This is a genomic window from Paenibacillus allorhizoplanae, from assembly GCF_927798215.1.
Classification (GTDB): domain Bacteria; phylum Bacillota; class Bacilli; order Paenibacillales; family NBRC-103111; genus Paenibacillus_E; species Paenibacillus_E allorhizoplanae.
Map to the genome: position 1 here is coordinate 1 of NZ_CAKMMW010000047.1, position 18290 is coordinate 18290.

Annotated in this window: 17 protein-coding genes; 16 read left to right on the plus strand and 1 reads right to left on the minus strand. The window is 42.0% G+C overall.

Features of this window, described 5'->3' with window-relative positions; genetic code table 11:
* Nucleotides 1–703 precede the first annotated feature (703 nt).
* The 8 genes from L6I86_RS34770 (at nt 704) to L6I86_RS34810 (ending at nt 12755) form a co-directional block, all read left to right on the plus strand.
* Nucleotides 704–2614 carry an endonuclease MutS2 gene (locus tag L6I86_RS34770; protein WP_236293416.1) on the plus strand — a complete coding sequence of 637 codons (1911 nt, stop codon included), beginning with the start codon at nt 704–706 and terminating at the stop codon, nt 2612–2614.
* Between the two features lie 639 nt (nt 2615–3253).
* On the plus strand, nt 3254–4783 hold the full coding sequence (locus L6I86_RS35855) for a molybdopterin-dependent oxidoreductase (protein WP_338113469.1): 1530 nt from the start codon (nt 3254–3256) through the stop codon (nt 4781–4783).
* 1403 nt (nt 4784–6186) lie between these two features.
* Entirely contained in the window at nt 6187–6762 is a 576-nt protein-coding gene (locus tag L6I86_RS34785; RefSeq protein WP_236293418.1) for a TetR/AcrR family transcriptional regulator, read from the plus strand.
* Between the two features lie 67 nt (nt 6763–6829).
* Nucleotides 6830–8062 carry an MFS transporter gene (locus L6I86_RS34790; protein ID WP_236293437.1) on the plus strand — a complete coding sequence of 411 codons (1233 nt, stop codon included), beginning with the start codon at nt 6830–6832 and terminating at the stop codon, nt 8060–8062.
* Between the two features lie 198 nt (nt 8063–8260).
* Nucleotides 8261–8608, plus strand: a complete 348-nt coding sequence (locus tag L6I86_RS34795; RefSeq protein WP_236293419.1) for a hypothetical protein — start codon at nt 8261–8263, stop codon at nt 8606–8608.
* A gap of 442 nt (nt 8609–9050) precedes the next feature.
* A complete protein-coding gene (locus L6I86_RS34800; protein ID WP_236293420.1) occupies nt 9051–10835 on the plus strand; it encodes a copper amine oxidase N-terminal domain-containing protein in 1785 nt (594 codons plus the stop codon).
* Between the two features lie 343 nt (nt 10836–11178).
* The gene (locus L6I86_RS34805) at nt 11179–12303 is read left to right on the plus strand and encodes a beta propeller repeat protein (protein WP_236293421.1); all 1125 of its coding nucleotides are present in this window, start codon (nt 11179–11181) and stop codon (nt 12301–12303) included.
* A gap of 77 nt (nt 12304–12380) precedes the next feature.
* Nucleotides 12381–12755, plus strand: coding sequence for a YxiJ family protein (locus tag L6I86_RS34810; RefSeq protein ID WP_236293422.1), 375 nt, complete (start codon nt 12381–12383; stop codon nt 12753–12755).
* Between the two features lie 146 nt (nt 12756–12901).
* Here L6I86_RS34810 and L6I86_RS34815 read toward each other — a convergent pair whose 3' ends face one another.
* Complete coding sequence (locus L6I86_RS34815) at nt 12902–14020, minus strand: NADH-dependent flavin oxidoreductase (protein ID WP_236293423.1); 1119 nt, start codon at nt 14018–14020, stop codon at nt 12902–12904.
* A gap of 185 nt (nt 14021–14205) precedes the next feature.
* On the opposite strand from L6I86_RS34815, the gene L6I86_RS34820 reads away from it, so the two are divergent.
* The 8 genes from L6I86_RS34820 to L6I86_RS34855 form a co-directional block, all read left to right on the plus strand.
* Nucleotides 14206–14616 (plus strand): MerR family transcriptional regulator, encoded by a 411-nt coding sequence (locus L6I86_RS34820; protein WP_236293424.1) that lies wholly within the window; start codon nt 14206–14208, stop codon nt 14614–14616.
* A gap of 105 nt (nt 14617–14721) precedes the next feature.
* A complete protein-coding gene (locus L6I86_RS34825) occupies nt 14722–14997 on the plus strand; it encodes a hypothetical protein (protein WP_236293426.1) in 276 nt (91 codons plus the stop codon).
* Between the two features lie 206 nt (nt 14998–15203).
* Nucleotides 15204–15611 (plus strand): DUF7674 family protein, encoded by a 408-nt coding sequence (locus L6I86_RS34830; protein WP_236293427.1) that lies wholly within the window; start codon nt 15204–15206, stop codon nt 15609–15611.
* Nucleotides 15612–15920: 309 nt separating this feature from the next.
* The gene (locus L6I86_RS34835) at nt 15921–16430 is read left to right on the plus strand and encodes a DUF1572 family protein (RefSeq protein WP_236293428.1); all 510 of its coding nucleotides are present in this window, start codon (nt 15921–15923) and stop codon (nt 16428–16430) included.
* Nucleotides 16431–16631: 201 nt separating this feature from the next.
* Nucleotides 16632–16988 carry a hypothetical protein gene (locus L6I86_RS34840; RefSeq protein WP_236293429.1) on the plus strand — a complete coding sequence of 119 codons (357 nt, stop codon included), beginning with the start codon at nt 16632–16634 and terminating at the stop codon, nt 16986–16988.
* Between the two features lie 92 nt (nt 16989–17080).
* Nucleotides 17081–17368 carry a hypothetical protein gene (locus L6I86_RS34845; RefSeq protein WP_236293430.1) on the plus strand — a complete coding sequence of 96 codons (288 nt, stop codon included), beginning with the start codon at nt 17081–17083 and terminating at the stop codon, nt 17366–17368.
* 55 nt (nt 17369–17423) lie between these two features.
* Nucleotides 17424–17840 carry a hypothetical protein gene (locus tag L6I86_RS34850; RefSeq protein WP_236293431.1) on the plus strand — a complete coding sequence of 139 codons (417 nt, stop codon included), beginning with the start codon at nt 17424–17426 and terminating at the stop codon, nt 17838–17840.
* Nucleotides 17841–17967: 127 nt separating this feature from the next.
* Nucleotides 17968–18290: IS110 family transposase (locus tag L6I86_RS34855; RefSeq protein ID WP_236293433.1), on the plus strand; the 323-nt coding region annotated here is incomplete at its 3' end.

The window sequence follows — 18290 nt, forward strand, 5'->3', positions numbered from 1 at the left end:
CTCAACAACCTAGTATTCTTAAGATTACTATATTTCAAGGTGATGAAATCCTGCGAATGAATGAGTTTACGTGAGATAAACCCTTAAAACTGAGGGACGGAGAACGATAGTTGAAGGGCTTGCTTCGCGGCAGCTCCTCTTTTGTTTATTAAAGTAACGCGCAGTAGAGCGTGTTGGTCTTTGGCGCTTCGGGCAGGATAGTTCAAATACTTCGGAAAGTATTCCACCAGCCAAATGATTAATTAAGAATTGAATAGCGGTCATTAAACCCTTGACTTCCCACATCAAATCATATATTCTACTTACATCATACGATTTCAATGCAAGACACATTCCCTACGAGGTGTTTTATGAGTGTAGCAGGTTTTCAACAGGCATAACTTAAGAAGATAACATTCTATTCTATAGGTGAAGCGGGATACCGTTTCTAAAAATCCTATATGATAGTTTTATTTAAGTTACCTATGAAGAACCCTGCGAATACATCATGAACCATGACTCGAACAGAGGAAGTAAACTGCGGCTTTGGACACAAATCCCTTGTCAGCTGATGGCTTTTCTCTATGTGTAACGTCATGTAAATTGAGTGTAATGAGCTGTGGGTTTCCCGCAGCTTTTTTTGCGCTTATTTGGGCATAAACGTTGAAATCTTATGGTGCAGGGATCTTCATCATGATCACCCAATCGTGAGGAGAATGCAAAGATGAATTCAAGTACAAAGGACAAATTACAATATAACGAATTGAAGACACTCGTCCAAAGCTATTGTGCAAGCAGTCTGGGCAAGCAACTGATCGATCAGCTCGAACCAAGTTCAAACCTCAAAGTAGTGAAGCAACGTCTCCTTGAAACAACGGAAGCCCGCGCGATTCTGGATACCGAGGGACATGTGCCGCTGCTGGGGATTTCGAATATTAAACTCATGATGGAGAAGCTGGACAAAGGGATGGTGCTGGATCCCTCCGAACTGATTGCCATTGCTGATTTTCTCCGGGGTTGCCGGAAAGTCAAGAAGTTCATGACCGAGAAGGAATTCTACGCTCCTAAGCTAAGTGCTTATGCCAACTCCATGTGGGATTTCCAGAACATTGAAGATGCAATTCACCAAGCTATTAAAGGAAATCGGGTGGACTCCGGGGCGAGTAAAGAGCTCAGACGAATCCGCAAGCATATTGATATTGCCGAGGCGAAGATTGAGGAGCAGCTGCAAAAGTTTCTGAAGAACAGCGCGAACAAGGAGGTTATTCAGGAGTTTTTTGTCAGCAAAAAAAATGACCGCTTCACCATCCCGATTAAAGCTGCCTATAAGCATCAAGTGGCTGGAACGATTGTCGAAATATCTTCCAAGGGATCGACGGTGTTTATGGAGCCGTTAACTGTTGCCAAGTATAACGCAGAGCTTTCGGGTCTCAAGATGGAGGAGGGGATGGAGGAGCTTCAGATTCTGTCGGCTCTATCGGATTTAGTCGCAAATCAAACCCAGCCGATAACGGTCAATATTGATTTGATTAGTCTGTACGATATGATTTTCGCCAAAGGAAAATTTAGCAAAAGCATGGATGGAATCGCACCTAAAGTGAACGACCACGGGACGATTAAGTTGGTCCGATGCAGGCATCCGTTATTGTCAGGAGGTGCGGTTCCGCTGGATTTTGAAATTGGCGATAGATATCGCAGTTTGGTCATTACGGGTCCGAATGCGGGGGGCAAGACGGTTGTACTGAAGACGGTCGGTTTGATCGCACTGGCGGTGATGTCCGGACTTCACATCGCGGCGGATGCGTCTACCGAAGTGGCTGTGTTTGATCGTATGTTCGTTGATATCGGGGATAATCAGAGCCTGGAGAATGCGCTTAGTACCTTTTCGTCCCATATGAAAAATATAGCCGAGATCATGCGCCAAGCGAATCGGAATACGTTGTTGTTGTTTGATGAGATTGGTAGCGGAACGGAACCCAATGAGGGTGCGGCACTGGCCATTGCGATTCTGGAAGAATTTTACCAAATGGGTTGTATGACGGTTGCGACCACGCACTATGGAGAGATTAAGGAATTTTCGGAACGGCATCCGGATTTCATGAACGCAGCCATGGCATTCGACAACGAGACCTTAGAGCCGCAATATAAGCTACTGATTGGGCAATCGGGCGAGAGCAATGCGCTTTGGATCTCAAAGAGGATGGAGTTGAAAGATGCGGTATTGAGGCGGGCGAAGCTGTATATGGAGAGTAAAAACTATCGGTTGGATCTCCTTCATCAAAGTAAAGTGATGAAGAAGCCGGTAGTGGCACTTACGGATGAAACGGAAGTTGTACTCGAGGAGTACGGGATGGGTGATCGTGTGCGGTTATTAGAGCATGATGAACCCGCGATCGTGTACAAAGGCCGAGATAGCTTCAACCATATGACGGTTTTATTTGAAGGGCAGCTTGTAGAGGTGCATGCCAAGCGGGTATCCTTAGAACTACGAGCCAGCGAGTTGTATCCTACAGGATATGATCTGAATACGCTATTCACCAGCTATAAAGACCGCAAGTTTCAGCACGACATGGAGCGTGGCTCGAAGAAGGCGTTGCGGCAAGTGCAGAAGGAAATACGGAAGCAACGGGAGTGAGAGGATCGTAGCTTTGAGGCGTTTCCATCAAGACTTAGGCGTTTCCCATCAAGACTATCATGCAAATGATGATCCTAAGTCCCGACCAGTTAGGTGGTACCGGAAGAGCAAACGCTTCTCGTCTCAATAAGACGAGGAGCGTTTTTGCATTTTCAAAAATTGAAGGAGGTTTGAAAAATGTATCGCTATCGGACATATTCAAGAAATTGATAAAACCCTAATTGAGTCCAATATGGGTGAATGTCGGGTGACAAGAACATTATCTCATTAAGTGCCGCGAAAATCGCGGCTTTTTTTGTTTTATGGGATAAAGTTCTTGTCAAAACCAAATGACAAGAACTTTATCCCATTCCCGATTTTGACAAGAACTTGATGTCATTCCCGACGGAGCAGTTCCAGGCAGAGCGCAGTCGAGGGCAGGGGGAAGAGCCATTTAGAATCTATACCGGATAATTGAAAGACGACAGGAAGGTTCCGCGGCAGCAACGGTTTTACTAAGCTTTAGTAATCGTCAAATACGATTTTTATTTTGTAACTCAAGATGACAAATCTTGTTTGATGGTTAAAATTACGTTTCTTTGCTAAAAATAAATTCTATAGCTGTTCTGTTCATATTTAGCTGCAGAGGAGGATTTGTTCATGCGCGACATTCATTTGGTTCCAGTTTCCTATTTCCCATCAGAAAATCTTGAATTTCCCATGGTTGCCAACCTCCAAACCATTACACCGAATCAATTATTTTACGTCAGAAATCATTTTGAATACCCGACAATCGATATAAACACCTGGTACCTTTCAATTGAAGAATTAGTGGATCAACCAATTAAATTTAAGTATGCTGATTTGAAAAACATGAATAAGGTCACGCTATCCGCTACTCTAGAGTGTGCAGGAAACAAGCGTTCGTTATTTGAAAGGAAAGCACAAGGTAACCAATTCAAGCTCGGTGCGATAAGCAACGCCATTTGGGGAGGCGTTCGACTGAAGGATGTATTAGACCAAGCAGGAGTATCCCCAAGTGCGACTGAGATTGTTTTTGAAGGATTAGATTACGGTCAACGAAATGACATGGATGGACAGGTATTTTTCAAAAGAAGTCTACCTGTTGCCAAGGCACTTCACCCAGATACTTTATTGGCTTATGAAATGAATGGTGAACCGCTCTCCGATAAACATGGTTTTCCAATAAGACTAATTGTGCCTGGATGGTACGCAGTTGCGTCTGTTAAATGGCTGCATAGGATCAGAGTTGTAGATCAGCCATTCAAGGGACCATTTCAAAGTATAGATTATGTCATTCTAAAAAAAACAAACGACTACAAACATGCACGACCGCTATCACCAGTTTTAATCAATTCAACGATAGCATCTCCTACAGAAGAGCAAGAGATGGCTGTTGGCACCAACGTGGTACAAGGGTATGCTTGGGCTGGCGAGCATTCTGTAACGAAAGTAGAGATTAGCACAGATGGTGGGACACTCTGGAATGAAGCAAACATTCTTGATCCTGATGTTCCCTATTCATGGAGGAGATGGTCTTTTGCGTGGGATGCGCAAAAACCAGGTCAATACACGATTCTGAGCAAGGCAACGAACGAGCATGGAGAAGTTCAACCGCTGAAGGCTGAATGGAATGTAAAAGGTTACCAAAATAACTCCATCCACACCTTAAATGTTCATGTGACAGCCCCTAATTTGGTGAATTCAGTAAATAATATTCTGCATGAAACAAAACAACATGAGGTGTTTGAGATGCTTACATTGGAGATTGCTAAACAATTGCTCGAGGTTGCGGAACAGAAAGCCCGTCAAATGGGACTCGCCTTCGATATCTCAATCGTCGACGCCGGGGCGAACTTGGTCGCCTTCCACCGGATGGACCATGCCCGGATCGCCGGGATCGAAATCTCCAAGGGAAAGGCCTGGACGAGTGTAGCCATGCAAATGCCCACGGCTAACTTAGCCCAGTCGGCGCTTCCCGGCGGTCAACACTATGGGGTCAACACGACAAACCAAGGGACAGTTACCATCTTGGGAGGCGGCATCCCACTCGTTCGCGAAGGCACGACCGTCGGCGGTATCGGCGTCGCCGGAGGCACCATGGAGCAAGACATGGAAGTGGCCAATGCCGCCGTTCAAGCGTTCGCCGCTGTAGTAGGAATGAAATAGCAGTACAAAAGAGACAATTTTACCGCCTTTTCAAAAGGGCGGTTTTCTTTGTTCAAAACTCAACAATCGAAATTAACGTAGGCCGTCATAACCTTTTACACAAAATCGCCTTCCCCGGTATTATCGGAGGCGGGCTCGGAGTATTGATGTGAAAGGCTGCGCGATTCCGATAGCACCTTCTTATTAAACCATCGCCAAGAAGCGATGGTTATTTTTTATGAACACGACTAAAAACAAAAAAGCCATGAGGAAGGAAGGCAATGAGATTAAGTTCTTGTCATTTATGACATCAAGTTCTTGTTGTAAGAGGACAAGATCATATATCCATTTGAATCCGCGATTTGAGCGGTTTTTTTATTTTATGGATACAACTTCTTGTCTTTTCTAAAAGACAAGAAGTTGTATTGTTTTCCAATAAAGGACACTAAGTTGTTACCTTCCCCGTAGTTGTAAAACGATACAGATAAATGGCCTGTTTAACGTTATACAATACATCTTCATATCCCAAAATTCATCTTTCATTACAAGTTAATATTGATACAAAGCGATGCGAAAACAGGCTCAAACTAATACAAAGGATAAACGGCCATATTCGGTTGATTTTGTTCAACTAACGGGCAGTGCGCGCCTAGCCAAGCTAGGCACAACTTACTGATGCAAGTTCAGTCGGGGTAAGGTCCAAGCCGCCCCGTAGCTAGCAGGCAGACGTCGGCGAAATCCGGCGGCTGAAGCCCTGTGAAAAGTCGCGCTTTGCGCGATGAAGCAAATCTGCAGGCCGTAATGAAAATGAATCCTACCGCATCGTGAAAGTGAACCCGAAAGGGACAAGAGGGAGCCGAGCCACGACTGCCCCGGCGAAGGCCAGGGAACGTGCGAAGATCTTGGAATTGCAGTGCAAAGAACCCTCCGGTGTATAGGGAGCGGCATGCAGAGATAGTTGTGTTTGGAACTAGGGAGACCCTCCCCTGCACGAAGTTTTTTTTCGTAACAAGCAAACCTATTGATCAAGGAAAATAAAGTTCGTTAGTGGAAAATAAAGTTCGTTAGTCGATTTTACAAAAGTAAACAAAATTTTAAGTATAATAAAAATATAGAACAGCCCTCAACTTCAAAAAAAGTTGGGGGCTGTTTGACGCTATTTATGGAATTCGGAAAGGATAAAGGGACATTTTTTTAGTTGTAGTATCCACCAGGGAGTTTAAACTAACGGGCAGATTACTCTAATACCTAACAAATGCTATTCTTTAGAAAGTGGTGATCGAAAAGCAGAGGTCCACTAATTTCACTTAAAAGTCTGTAATCCATCTTATCCCAGCCTGAGCTAACTTTCATATTTGCAGAAAATACTGGACTTATCGTTCCGGAAAAGTATATACTCTACCTACGGAAACGGAGGGAGAACCATGGGACGCTACAAAGAGTTTGATAAAGAAGCGGTGCTTCATAAAGCGATGCTCGTTTTTTGGAAGAAGGGCTACGAAGCGGCAAGCATTCCCGATTTGCTGGAAGCTATGGATCTTAGCAGATCAAGTCTGTACGAAACGTTCGGGGACAAACAAACGCTTTATATCGAGGCGATCAACTGGTACAAGAAGTGGAAGCAAGCCAAACGGGACATCCTCGTCAATGCGACATCCGCAAAATCGGGAATCCGGCAGTACTTCGAGATACACATCGATTCCGCCTTGGACGGCGAGTCGCCGAAGGGCTGTCTCATTACTAATGCAGCAGTCGGCATGGATTCGCCAGATGAGCAACTGAATGCGTTGATCAGGGAGCGGTTTGACGAGTTGGAGAAATCCTTCTACGAGCTGCTGCGCAAAGGTCAGGAGACGGGAGAAATCATGTCTGAGAAAGATATCAAGACTTTATCTTATCTGCTCTCAAACCTGAATCATAGTATAAATATCGTTGCGAAGGTGCAGGGTGACCGCAGCAAGATGCAGCAGATGATAGACATGGTGATGGAAATGATATAAAACATTTTTTTTGCACATTCTGGAACAACTGTTCCATAAAATTTCTGGTGAGCAAAGGGGACTTTCTATGCATTCAGCTTCCATTCCAACGGAAAAATCGGTTTCGCCATCGCTGATTTTTATCCTGGCAGCCGCTTGCGGTATCATAGCGGCAAATCTTTATTATGCTCAACCATTGATAGGCTCCATCGGTTCGACCATCGGGCTCTCCTCCGGGGCTGCCGCACTCATCGTTACATTGACTCAAGTCGGCTACGGGATTGGCTTGTTATTTATCGTACCGTTGGGAGACATCCTGGAAAATCGTAAGTTGATCCTTTCATCATTGCTCCTTACAGCCGTCGTTTTGACAATTGCCGCTGTAATCAAAAGCGCCATCCTGTTCCTCACCGCTTCACTCGTGATCGGAGTAGGTTCCGTAGCAGCACAAATCCTTGTGCCGTATGCGGCTCATCTTTCGCCTGAAGCCGTGCGCGGTCGCAATGTGGGCAACGTCATGAGCGGGCTACTTCTGGGGATTATGCTCGCGCGTCCCATTTCAAGCTTGGTGGCGGAGTATATGGGCTGGCGCGCCATATATTTCATTTCCGCAGCATTGATTTTCGCGCTGGCTCTTGTATTGGCAAAGGCACTACCCTCAAGGAAGCCTTTGACCGCTACAGCTTACCCGGCGCTGCTGCACTCCATGCTGCATCTGCTGAAGGCGACACCGGCATTGCGCAGGAGGGCAATTTATCATGCTTGTGTATTCGGAACGTTCAGTTTGTTTTGGACTACAGTTCCGTTGGTATTGACAAGTCCGCCGTTCCATTTCACTCAGAAGGAGGTCGCTCTGTTCGCATTAGTCGGGGTAATGGGGGCAATTGTGGCGCCAGCGGCGGGCCGTATGGCAGACCGTGGATTGGTTCGCCCGGCTACGGGATGGGCGTTGGCCATCGTCATCTTTTCCGAGTTGCTTCCTTTGCTGGTTCCATCAAGTTCTGCACTGGCAATCCCCATCCTCGTAGTTTCGGCGATTTTACTTGACATGGGGGTTTCCGCCAACATGGTTCTCGGGCAGCGGGTGATTTTCTCTTTAGGAGCGGAATTTCGCAGTAGGCTTAACGGTTTGTATATGGCCATTTTCTTTTTAGGGGGCGCTATAGGCTCAGCGGCAGGGGGATGGGCTTACGCAACGGGGGGCTGGGAGGCGGCACTGCTGATCGGAATCGCCTTACCGGCCATCGCCATGGCGTATTATGCGACGGAGTTTTCGAAATTAAGGAAGGGAATCTCATTGATTGAGGAGCACGTTGATTAATCCACACGTTCTAAGATAACTGGGAACGAGAGCTCAATAAACAATTAAATGAAGCTGCCGCGCGAAGGAACGGCAGCTTCATTACAGTAACGGGCAGGATTACGTGGTGGCTGTCTTGAATAAATTAAGTATAAAAAAGCTAAATATTTTCAATAGGTGTACGATTATGAAGAAAAAGAATAGGCTGGGTGAAATCTAATGAAATTCACATTTGAAAATTTTTCTTGTGATGTGGATATATTTTATAAAGACCAAGATATTGTAGCAAGATTTTATGATTCATCAAAAGAACAAAATGAAGATGAAATTGTGAATCTTGTTATTGTAGATCCAGGCTATGGCTATCTTCATTTAAAGTTAAAAGGTGATGATTCAGCATTATTGAGCGGTTTTTTGGATGATAGAGTTTTTTTAACTGATGACATGGTTGAAGCCGCAATTAATTATATAGAAGGTCTATCACCGCATGCACAAAATAGATATATACCAAATCACATTGCTCGCATCAAACAAACGAGCTATGTAGAATACAATGGTGAGTATTAGAATATTGATAGCCACACACAAATTGAGGAATGGGATTAAACTAACGAGGGAACTTTAGTTCAACAAATCTAATTTTATAAAAAGATCTCTTTTAACCGTTTTTCGAGTGGTGGTAAACACTAATATTTCAATTGTTGAGTTATTATTCGTCTAAAGTTATATGTTATATGTTATATGGCTTGGACAAGAGTATTTGATCTTTGATCAAGTGCTTTTTTATTTTATTGGGGGTGTAGTGTTTTGAGTTCCACGTCATTTTATTCAGCAGATAAATGGATTTAAGGCTCAATAATCAGGACATTTGTGACGGGTAGCCTGTACTTACCAAAACGGGGATTTGACTATTTAGAGCCATATTTGTATTACAGAATGAATCGCAACTTTTAACTTGAAGATATGTCTAATGGATAAGAATACAAAAAAAGGAAATTGAGGATGGACAATGAAACGACATAAGAAATTCATCGCTGTTTTGATCGCAATCACAGGTATACTTACTGCAATACCGCTTTCTAGTGTTCATGCGGACCCATCAACGAAAAAGACCCCATCAGACTCCGCGATATTATCACTTAAGGAGCAAGGAGATCGTTTCTTATTTGGCAAAACAAAGACGGTGAAGGAGTTGGGGTATCAGCCCGGATTTTATATGAGATCAATACATTCGTTCTGGGATGGCAGTAAAGCGATATTCGTTAATAACCAAGACCCAACAACGTTGTTACTTTCCAATAATGCTAACGGAGAGTTGGTCGAATTTCTGATCATGGTACTGCAAGATAGTTCAAGTGGATCAGCCAATGTACCGGTTCCGGCCGAAGCGGAGCGTCGGGGAAGAGGACTGTCCGCGGTGGCCAAGGATGAGAAGGAACGATATTGGACTATAAAAAAAGGCATGATCGACGACCCCATCACTACACCACGAGGTGAGAAGATCCAGAGGGAGCGTTCCCTCCAGCTTCTTCGCTTTGGTTGGCATGAGACGAACGGCCCGTTGATGATCGATTTGGCGGAGGCTCTCGGACAGGAGGAAAACCCGAATCAGTATGTGTTCGACGTTCAGTTTGGCGGTGGAGTCTTGTATGTGACTTTAAACTCGCTTTCAGGCGGGAAGGTTCAAGTGGCGGCGGTTGACCCAGATTCTAATAAGATCCTATATACGCTGCCGGTAAATAATAATGTCAACGTCATTCCAATGAAGGACGGAAAGTTAGCATTGCAAGATCAGGGGAAGTTAACCGTATATGCAGCAAAGGGGAAGGAAGAAAAAAGCATTCGACTATCCGAGTTGTCCCCGCTTTTGACCGGATTGGAACCAGTCATATTTACACCAATCAGTGGCGGTGACGGATACGTCTTGGAACAGGGTGACCGTTGGTTCACATTGAATGCAGGATTTTCCAAGGTGCTGGCACAAAGTCCTCGCCATGGTACTTTTCCGATTGAGTGTCCAAATTGCCCTGGATTTGAAAGATGGTTGCCAGTGAATGCAACGCAGTTCCTATATGTGAAGGATCAGTCCGGTATTACACTCAAGCAATACGATTCCGTAAGAATAAACTTTTTTGGAGAACAACTGCTGACTGACGTACCTGCGTATCTAGACTTCGAAGAAGGGCGTGTTTGGGTGCCGCTGCGTACAATGACTGAAGCGATGGGATACAAGGTTGGTTACATCGAGGAGCAGAGGCAAATCACGCTCGAGCTACCGGACCGGATGCTCACAATTAATCAAGACAATCCACAGATTGAAATGAGGACGATCCAGGAATATGGGCGAACCTATGTCAGCATTCGCCAGCTATCTGAGTTGCTTGGAAAGCCTGTAGACTGGGAGCAGGAAAGCTATACGGTCTTTGTTGCCAAAGGAGAAATATTACGTCCGAAAGTCCCTGCGCAACTCTTGGAGGATTGGGATGCGCTTTGGGAAGTGCTCGAGAACCTGGATGATCTAGTCGCTATTTCGTACACGCAGGCTCAGATAAAGGAGATTTGGGCCAAAAAAACGCAAGAGGATCACAGAGAGGTTTTACAATCTTTCGTCAAGATGACGTTACAGAAAGAAGTAGAGTCCATATTGACGTTAAGTGATCAAGACGGTAATCAATGGATTGGGGTTATTACAAAGGACGGCTTCGTATATAAGATTCATATGGTGAATCGTAAGGATTACGACGGAAGCTTCTGGCTAGTAGTGGCTTATGGTGAGCTCGTGTTAACGCAGTAAAGAATATAATGGAAAGGAGCATCGTCAATAGGACGATGCTCTTTTGTTCATATGGAAAATTGAAAGTTTCTAAATATCTGAATAAGAGATTCGAAATATGATTCCGATAATTGGGCTTACAAAGTTGTGTTCAATCGGCAAAAAGAGATAATTCTCCCCACCATAGTAAGTAAACTTAGTAAGAAAAATAAATGGTGCAACTATTCCCTCCTAATTGAGTCTATAGAATAAATACCAAAAAACGGAAAATTCTCAGCGTGCTCCGATGATGCTGTTGACGAATTCCTTTTTTCATCATTTGATGTCCATATAGATAAGTTGCTACAAGGAGGAAAGGATCACGATGAGATGCATTACCTTTTTACTAATCGCTCTATTAATTATGGTGTTGTTAGCGGGCTGCAAAGATGCTGCTCCCATAGCCGTCACTGATTCATATATACCATTGGATACCTCTGTAGAGAACTCCACACATGCTCCTTCCCCCACCCCAGTTGTGTTGGAAGGGTTCCCTATGCCACTGACTGACGGTAATCGGTTATTTTATTATCACGAAGGGGACCTGACATGTTGGACTGTTGACCGTACCATCCAAAAGGGACTACAGTTGTATCGAACTGATGATCGAGGCAAACAATGGAATTCAGTCCCTTTACCTACCCTGGATGAGTGGGAGGTACAGGTGTCGCCGGACCATATTCAAGCGTCGTTCCATCAAGAGGGTAACTCGTGGATCTTGCTGCAATCGGAACCGGATAGCAATGGAATGGTTCGTAAAACGCTTTACCGTTCTAACCAAAGCGGTGAGGAATGGTTTCGGGCTGCGGATTTGACGGAGATGATCGGAGGGGAGGTTCTTAGCATGTCCATTCAAATGGACGGGAAGGGTTTTATCACCTCCTCGCTAAAGTTGGCGGAGGTGGTTCCTTTTTACAGGACAGAGGATATGGGAGTCAATTGGAAGCCGGTGAATTTGCCTCTCAAAAAAGGTTTTGATTCGGGAGTGAGTTATCTTCCTTACATAGGCAGTGATGGCCGGGGGACCGTCAGGACTGATTATAATATTGATGGGGAAATAGTAACCGAATACTTAGAAACCACTGACAATGGAGCCAGCTGGTATCAGTTCGAGACGACCTCTATCCTTGGTCTAGAAGGTGATCCGGACGCACTTAAGGTAATAAAAAAATTTCTAGATGCTTGGCAGAACCATGATAGCAAGGTTCTCGCTACTTTGTGGGAGGGGGACCAATTCATTAATGTTTACAGTTGGATGTGGGAAACTGACAGGAGAATATACTATTACAGTGTGGATCCCCCATCCTCCGTCACTGATTCTAGCAGTTTAATTATTGGTGCAAGGTATTATGTAACAGCTGTGGAGGGCGAGGACAGAACAGGAGTTATGGCTATTGGAGTTCGAAAGCAGGCGGGTACCAATTTATGGAAGGTAAACTTTCTTGATTAATGGGATTAGCTCAACGACGAGATAACTGACGGCAATCAATCGGATTAACAAATGTTTATAAAGAGGTGACACTATTCTTGGATAATGAGATCCAACAACTGCAAAGTATCCAATTACGTAATCCCTTTCCGTACAGAGATATGGAAAAGGTCCAGGCTGATTTCCGCTCTGATTTTATGAGACTGCCGGATAGTGAAAACTTCTTGATAGGTGATTTTAACACATACTGTATGAATGTCGCAGGAACTTTAAGTTACATTTTAGCTGGGAATGAAGAAAAAATTCCGCAAAGACAAATTGAGCTATTACAATTAGCTTTCTTTGATTGGTTTCCACAGTATCAGTTTATTAAGGATAGAATTTGGAATTACTCAGATTTGAGCGAGGAATATACTAACTTCAATGAAGCTCGGATCATATTGATAAGACATCTATCTAAGCTAAAGCCTTAAGCTAACGGGAAAACGTTTGTTCAATAAGAAACCAGAGAACGAGGCTGCCGGCATCAATCGGAAGCCTCGTTCAAGTAACGGGCAGGATAGTTCAATAAATAAAATAAAGTAGCCCCACAGTAGGGCTACTTTATTTTATTTATTATTTAACTGATAGTAAACCAACCTTTTGCCATCTGAATGACATCCCAAAGTTTATCTGGAATTTGAAGTTGTTCGAGTTTTGAAACCTTTAATTCGGTATCGACCTCGGCTTCGCGTCCGTTTGCCACTTTTTCAACCCAGTTGGGGTTGATAATTAATGCATGTCCAATGACGAATAGTGGTAATCCTAACTCCATCACTTTGACAGCATCATCTGGGGTTAATATGGAACCAGCCGCTAATACAGGAACCTTATCGTTTGCTCTTTCAAGAATCAATTCAAGCCTTGTTCTCTCATCTTGACTATCTACTGACTTGGAAGCCACATGATCTAACGAAGCATGAATGTAATCTAGATTTTGATCGATAAGGAAATCGATTAATTCATAGGTGTCACTCATTCGTAATCCGTCCGCTTTGGAGGATTCTTCAGGCGAGAAACGATAACCTAGCATGAATGGTTTTGTAGCATGTTTTTCAATGACCGTTTTGATTTCTTTAATAATCGCCAATGGAAAACGCAGTCGATTCTCAAGTGTTCCACCCCATTGATCTGTTCGCTGATTGGTTGCTGGAGACCAGAAGTTTTGGATTAAGAATCCATGTGCGCCATGGATTTCAACGCCATCAAATCCAGCTTCAATCGCTCTTCTTGTTGTATCGCCAAAAGCACGTACTGTAGATAAGATTTCCTCATGGGATAGCGCTCTTGTTTCTGCACTTGGACCAAAAGGCGTAGGCTCAGGTTGATATGCGCTCGCACTCACTTTATCCAGTCCGGGCAAGGATTTATCGCCTGCATGGAAAATTTGCAGTATAGCAGGAGCACCTCCACTTTTAGCTGCATCGGCTAGTTTTCGTAAACTTGGAATAAACTCATCGCTGTATCCAGCAAATTCATTAGTAAAACCTTGTCCATTAGGTAAAACTTGCGTGCAACCTGTAATGACAAGTCCTACACCATTTACTCTTTGTTTGTAGTAGCTTACTTCTTCATCAGAAATGGTAAGGTCATCATTACTTGACCATGTTGTCATAGGTGACATAACGACTCTATTCTTGATTGTTACTCCGCTTTTGAATGTAAAGGAGTCAAAAAACTTACTGTATTTTTGATTCATTATCATTACCTCTCAGTTCATTATTTTTTGTTACTGTTACCAGTTCTACCTAAGTGTAATTTGTTGACGTTAGGGGAAGTCAAATGCTAAATTTTATATTTATGTTTTGAGCTTCTAAAGCAATTTATGTTATGTTTAAGTTACAGTAACTGTAGTGAGAGGTAGTGAGTTGAATGTTGTACTCAATGAAACATGTGGTGGAGAACTTTAATATAACTGCAAAGACACTTCGATTTTATGAAGAGAAAGGGGTATTGGAAAATATAACACGCGATGAGATTGGTCGAAGAGTTTATTCCGAACAAGATATCGATTGGATTTCTTTTATTCGTTGTCTCAGAGAAACGGGAATGTCTCTTGCTAAGATAAAAGAATATAAGGATCTTTTTGGGTTAGGCAATTCTACCTTCTCGCAAAGACAAGAAATGCTGGTGAAGCATAAATTGGAAGTGCAGAAGAAAGTTGAAGAAGAATTGAGGTACTTAGAGGAGATTAACTATAAAATAGCCATGTATGACCTTCAGAAAGATCAGGTTAAGAACAATCCAAAACATATCTTTAAATGCCACGGCCTAGAAAACAAAGATGTGAATTGATTTGTTTGAACTAACGGCGAACGATAGTTCAATGAAACCAGAAATTCAGACTGGTATATTTTTAAAAGATGATTATTGTTAATAAATAGAAGTGGGGCTTACGAAATGGCAATTTGTTTGGAATTTGAATTAGTGATGATAAGAGGTACTGCTGCAGAGTATAAATTTGGAAATTGCTTAAAGGAAAAAGATGGGGTAATTGAAGTTGATATCCCCAAGTTAATTAGTGGTGAAACTTCTATGGACACTCCGATGGATGAAGTAGTTAAACTAAAGAACGACAAGCAATCACAATCTATGGCGAACAAAGTATTCGGAAAGATATATAAGCATTATCTTGAACATCACGAATACGTTTCTAAGGGCGGGTATTACGCATAGTTGATTAACCTAACGGATAACGAGAGTTCAAACAAACCTGGGAGTAGATGCCGTGGCAGCTGCTCCCTGTTTTCATTTAAGTAAACGGCAGGATAATTTTATTTGCTTCACGAATACCTCATTTATATAAAAGAATTAGCAATTATTTATGAAACAAATATAACCCGAAAATAAAGCTCTTTAATAAACCATAAGGATGAACGTTTATGAGTACTTGGAGAAGAAAGGGATTAGAATTATTCTATGATATAAGATTTAGTTTCATAGGTAAGGATGACACAGTTTATTCATTAATATTTGAACTTAGACGTAGGGTTATTAAATCCCACGTGAATAATGATAATGAAGATCTTGATAAAATCTATAATTTCGCTGAATGGTGTTTTTATCAATATCGAAGAAGTAACTATTTAAATAATGCTATATGTGTTGGGTTTTATGAACATTTAGTTGACAATGAAATTACTCGGAGAGAAATACCTTACAGAGTTAAACCGGATATTTTCGAGAGCGTTAAAACTTTATTTGAATGGATGTTACGAAAAAATGAGGGGCTCTATGAAGAATTAGTTGAAGAATATAATAGAATTAATAATACTGATTTTGTTAATTAATTCGAAGAAGGCTAGTCCTTCATATTGCCGAGGGTACATCATTCAACTAACGGAGAACGAGAGTTAAGTAATTGTAACAAAATTGAAATCTTATATTCATGTGGTATTAATGAATTAAGCCTATAATAAAAGTCGACCCCCTTTTAAAATATAAACTTAGACCCTCAGCCCGTTGCTGAGGGTCTCTTTTTTGTTATTAAACTATCGGGCAGATTTCCGTGATAAAAGTAATTATGGTTGGCCCATTGTGCTGGGGAACATTTGTTTGATAATATCAACATATGGGAACTTTTACTAGGAGGGCGTTATATGGAAATTGCCTTAGAGCTAATTGAAAGCATGTTAGTTAAGTTTAGGTCAGAGAAAAAATGGAGTCTTCAAGCGATTGAACAATTGTCGGAAGAAGATATTACTTCTTCCCCGACACCAGAAAGTAACAGCATTGCTAACTTAGTTGCTCATATTAGAGGTGCGGTACACTCACGGATTGAAACAATCCACCTAAATATTCCCGACACAAGAGATAGAGATAAGGAATTTGAAAAAGGGTTAAAAATGTCTAAAGAACAAGCCATAACAAAAATCAGAGATTCTTTTGATATTCTTATAGAATATCTTGAACATCTCAAATCCTCACCTGAGTTATTAATGTCACAACCCTTCCTTAATCTGCCCCCTCTTACATATAGCCAAGTAAATAACGAGACAACTGCTTTGAATCTTATAATGGCAATGTTTAGAGAAGTTCATTTTCACGCAGGGCAAATCATCTATGCTGCCAAAATTAGAAAAGGTCAGCTAGTTTGGAATTACAACTAACAACACTTGACGGAATCCGTTAAGTTATCGGATAACGACAGAGTAATAAACAGGGAGCAACTCGCCACGCGGCAGCTGCTCCCTGATTTCGTTAAAGTAACGGGCAGTAATCTGCAATAGTTTGTGTTAAAATATGGGTATAATTTTATCGGAGAACTTCAGTAGTAGATATGTGTAAATATTAATGGTGGTGATTTAGAAATGAATGTCATTTGGGATGACATAGAAAAATTGTATAGTCCTCTACCGGTTGGTGTAACCAAAGGTACCCAAATATTAGTAAGCATTAAGTGTAATAAACCTATCGATCAGATTAACAAAAAATTACTGGGAAGTTTTTTTGATGGATGGACATTCCCCTCAAAGGGCAAATATATCAAACCTTTTAAATTGCTAAGCATTGATTATTCTAAGGGAAATGAGATAGAAGCAAAGATAATCTTGAAAAGAAAAGATCAAGAGATCGACGAACTTAGACTCTTTTGTCAGGATGTAATGGATGTTTTGAATACCGATTACATCAATATCTCTTCATGGGAGAATCGTATATTAAAGTAAATGTAGATAGTCAATTTTTGTGTAAATCGCTCAACTAACGGTGAACGATAGCATTATGACAGCACGATGCCGAATATGGGGAGTGATACAAATTGCACAATCTCAATGATTTATTGGATTTGTTAACTGAACTAAGTAATTTGATCGACTCTCCAAATACTGATGTCACATGGTCACGTTTCGAAACTGTTGTGGATGTTCTAATGACCATAGACACATTCAAACAACAGCTTAAACTTGGAAAAGATATAGCAATATCTGAACTAATAATTTTATTTGGTCCAACTGGATCATTCCAAGAAATATCAATTGATAGTGGTTGGGGTGAAAAATTCCTCAAGCTAGCTGCACGGTTTGACGAAATTGTTGCTTCTGAATGACTAATTTGACGGAAAACGATAGTTCAAAATTATTCAAAATAACGGAGTTGGTTATTTGATAAGTTCGGCAGAGGAGTTTGTTCGACTAAGACTGAGTGACAATCAAGATGAATATCTACGTGCAGCTTGGGATGAAGCTCCCATCGAGGTTTGGTTAGAAATAATTGATAATTATCCAGATATGAGGTTTTGGGTTGCGCAGAACAAAATGGTACCTGCTGAAGTCTTAGAGATTCTTGCTGAGGATCCGTCAGATCGCGTAAGGTGCATGGTCGCTTCAAAGAATAAGCTTTCTGAACGGCTTCAACTCAAAATGGCACTAGACAGCGATTCATCTGTGAGGATGAGGATAGTGATGAACAAAAAAGCAACCCATTCAGTATTAATAATTCTCTCGGAAGATACAGATGAAGAAATTCGTCAAAAGACTATAGAGAGATTAGCCAGATTAAGCAAAAAATCATTGAGCTAATGGGTAACGATAGCATTCCTGTAGAGCGTTAATTTTGAGCTTTGCAAAAAAACAAGCGCCTCGGTACGATGGGAGTACGCAACGGGTCATAGCCCTTAAAATCCCATCATCCAGGAGGACGCTCTATATGAAGTTTAAATCGCAGAACAAACAAAATCAACTCATTGAAAAAATTACCGCTCAGCATCTAGTTGTTGGGATCGATATCGCTCAACAAGTACATGTCGCACGTGCAGTTAATTTTCGTGGAATCGTGGTCGGTAATCCAATATCCTTCTCGAATGATGAAGAAGGATTTCAAAATCTTCTTCAGTGGATTCATTCTCTGCAAGCAGCTCATAACCTTAGTTCGGCTATCATTGGTATGGAACCTACCGGTCATTACTGGCTTAACGTCTCTAAATGGCTCTCCGAGCGTCAATATGAAGTTGTTCTCGTCAATCCTCATCT

Excerpts from the sequence above, each read along its gene's own strand:
- L6I86_RS34815 (WP_236293423.1), bottom strand. The coding sequence starts at position 14,020 with ATGAATCAAAAATACAGTAAGTTTTTTGACTCCTTTACATTCAAAAGC.
- L6I86_RS34820 (WP_236293424.1), top strand. The coding sequence starts at position 14,206 with ATGAAACATGTGGTGGAGAACTTTAATATAACTGCAAAGACACTTCGA.
- L6I86_RS34800 (WP_236293420.1), top strand. The coding sequence starts at position 9,051 with ATGAAACGACATAAGAAATTCATCGCTGTTTTGATCGCAATCACAGGT.
- L6I86_RS34825 (WP_236293426.1), top strand. The coding sequence starts at position 14,722 with ATGGCAATTTGTTTGGAATTTGAATTAGTGATGATAAGAGGTACTGCT.
- L6I86_RS34840 (WP_236293429.1), top strand. The coding sequence starts at position 16,632 with ATGAATGTCATTTGGGATGACATAGAAAAATTGTATAGTCCTCTACCG.
- L6I86_RS34830 (WP_236293427.1), top strand. The coding sequence starts at position 15,204 with ATGAGTACTTGGAGAAGAAAGGGATTAGAATTATTCTATGATATAAGA.
- L6I86_RS34790 (WP_236293437.1), top strand. The coding sequence starts at position 6,830 with ATGCATTCAGCTTCCATTCCAACGGAAAAATCGGTTTCGCCATCGCTG.
- L6I86_RS34795 (WP_236293419.1), top strand. The coding sequence starts at position 8,261 with ATGAAATTCACATTTGAAAATTTTTCTTGTGATGTGGATATATTTTAT.
- L6I86_RS35855 (WP_338113469.1), top strand. The coding sequence starts at position 3,254 with ATGCGCGACATTCATTTGGTTCCAGTTTCCTATTTCCCATCAGAAAAT.
- L6I86_RS34770 (WP_236293416.1), top strand. The coding sequence starts at position 704 with ATGAATTCAAGTACAAAGGACAAATTACAATATAACGAATTGAAGACA.
- L6I86_RS34835 (WP_236293428.1), top strand. The coding sequence starts at position 15,921 with ATGGAAATTGCCTTAGAGCTAATTGAAAGCATGTTAGTTAAGTTTAGG.
- L6I86_RS34785 (WP_236293418.1), top strand. The coding sequence starts at position 6,187 with ATGGGACGCTACAAAGAGTTTGATAAAGAAGCGGTGCTTCATAAAGCG.
- L6I86_RS34805 (WP_236293421.1), top strand. The coding sequence starts at position 11,179 with ATGAGATGCATTACCTTTTTACTAATCGCTCTATTAATTATGGTGTTG.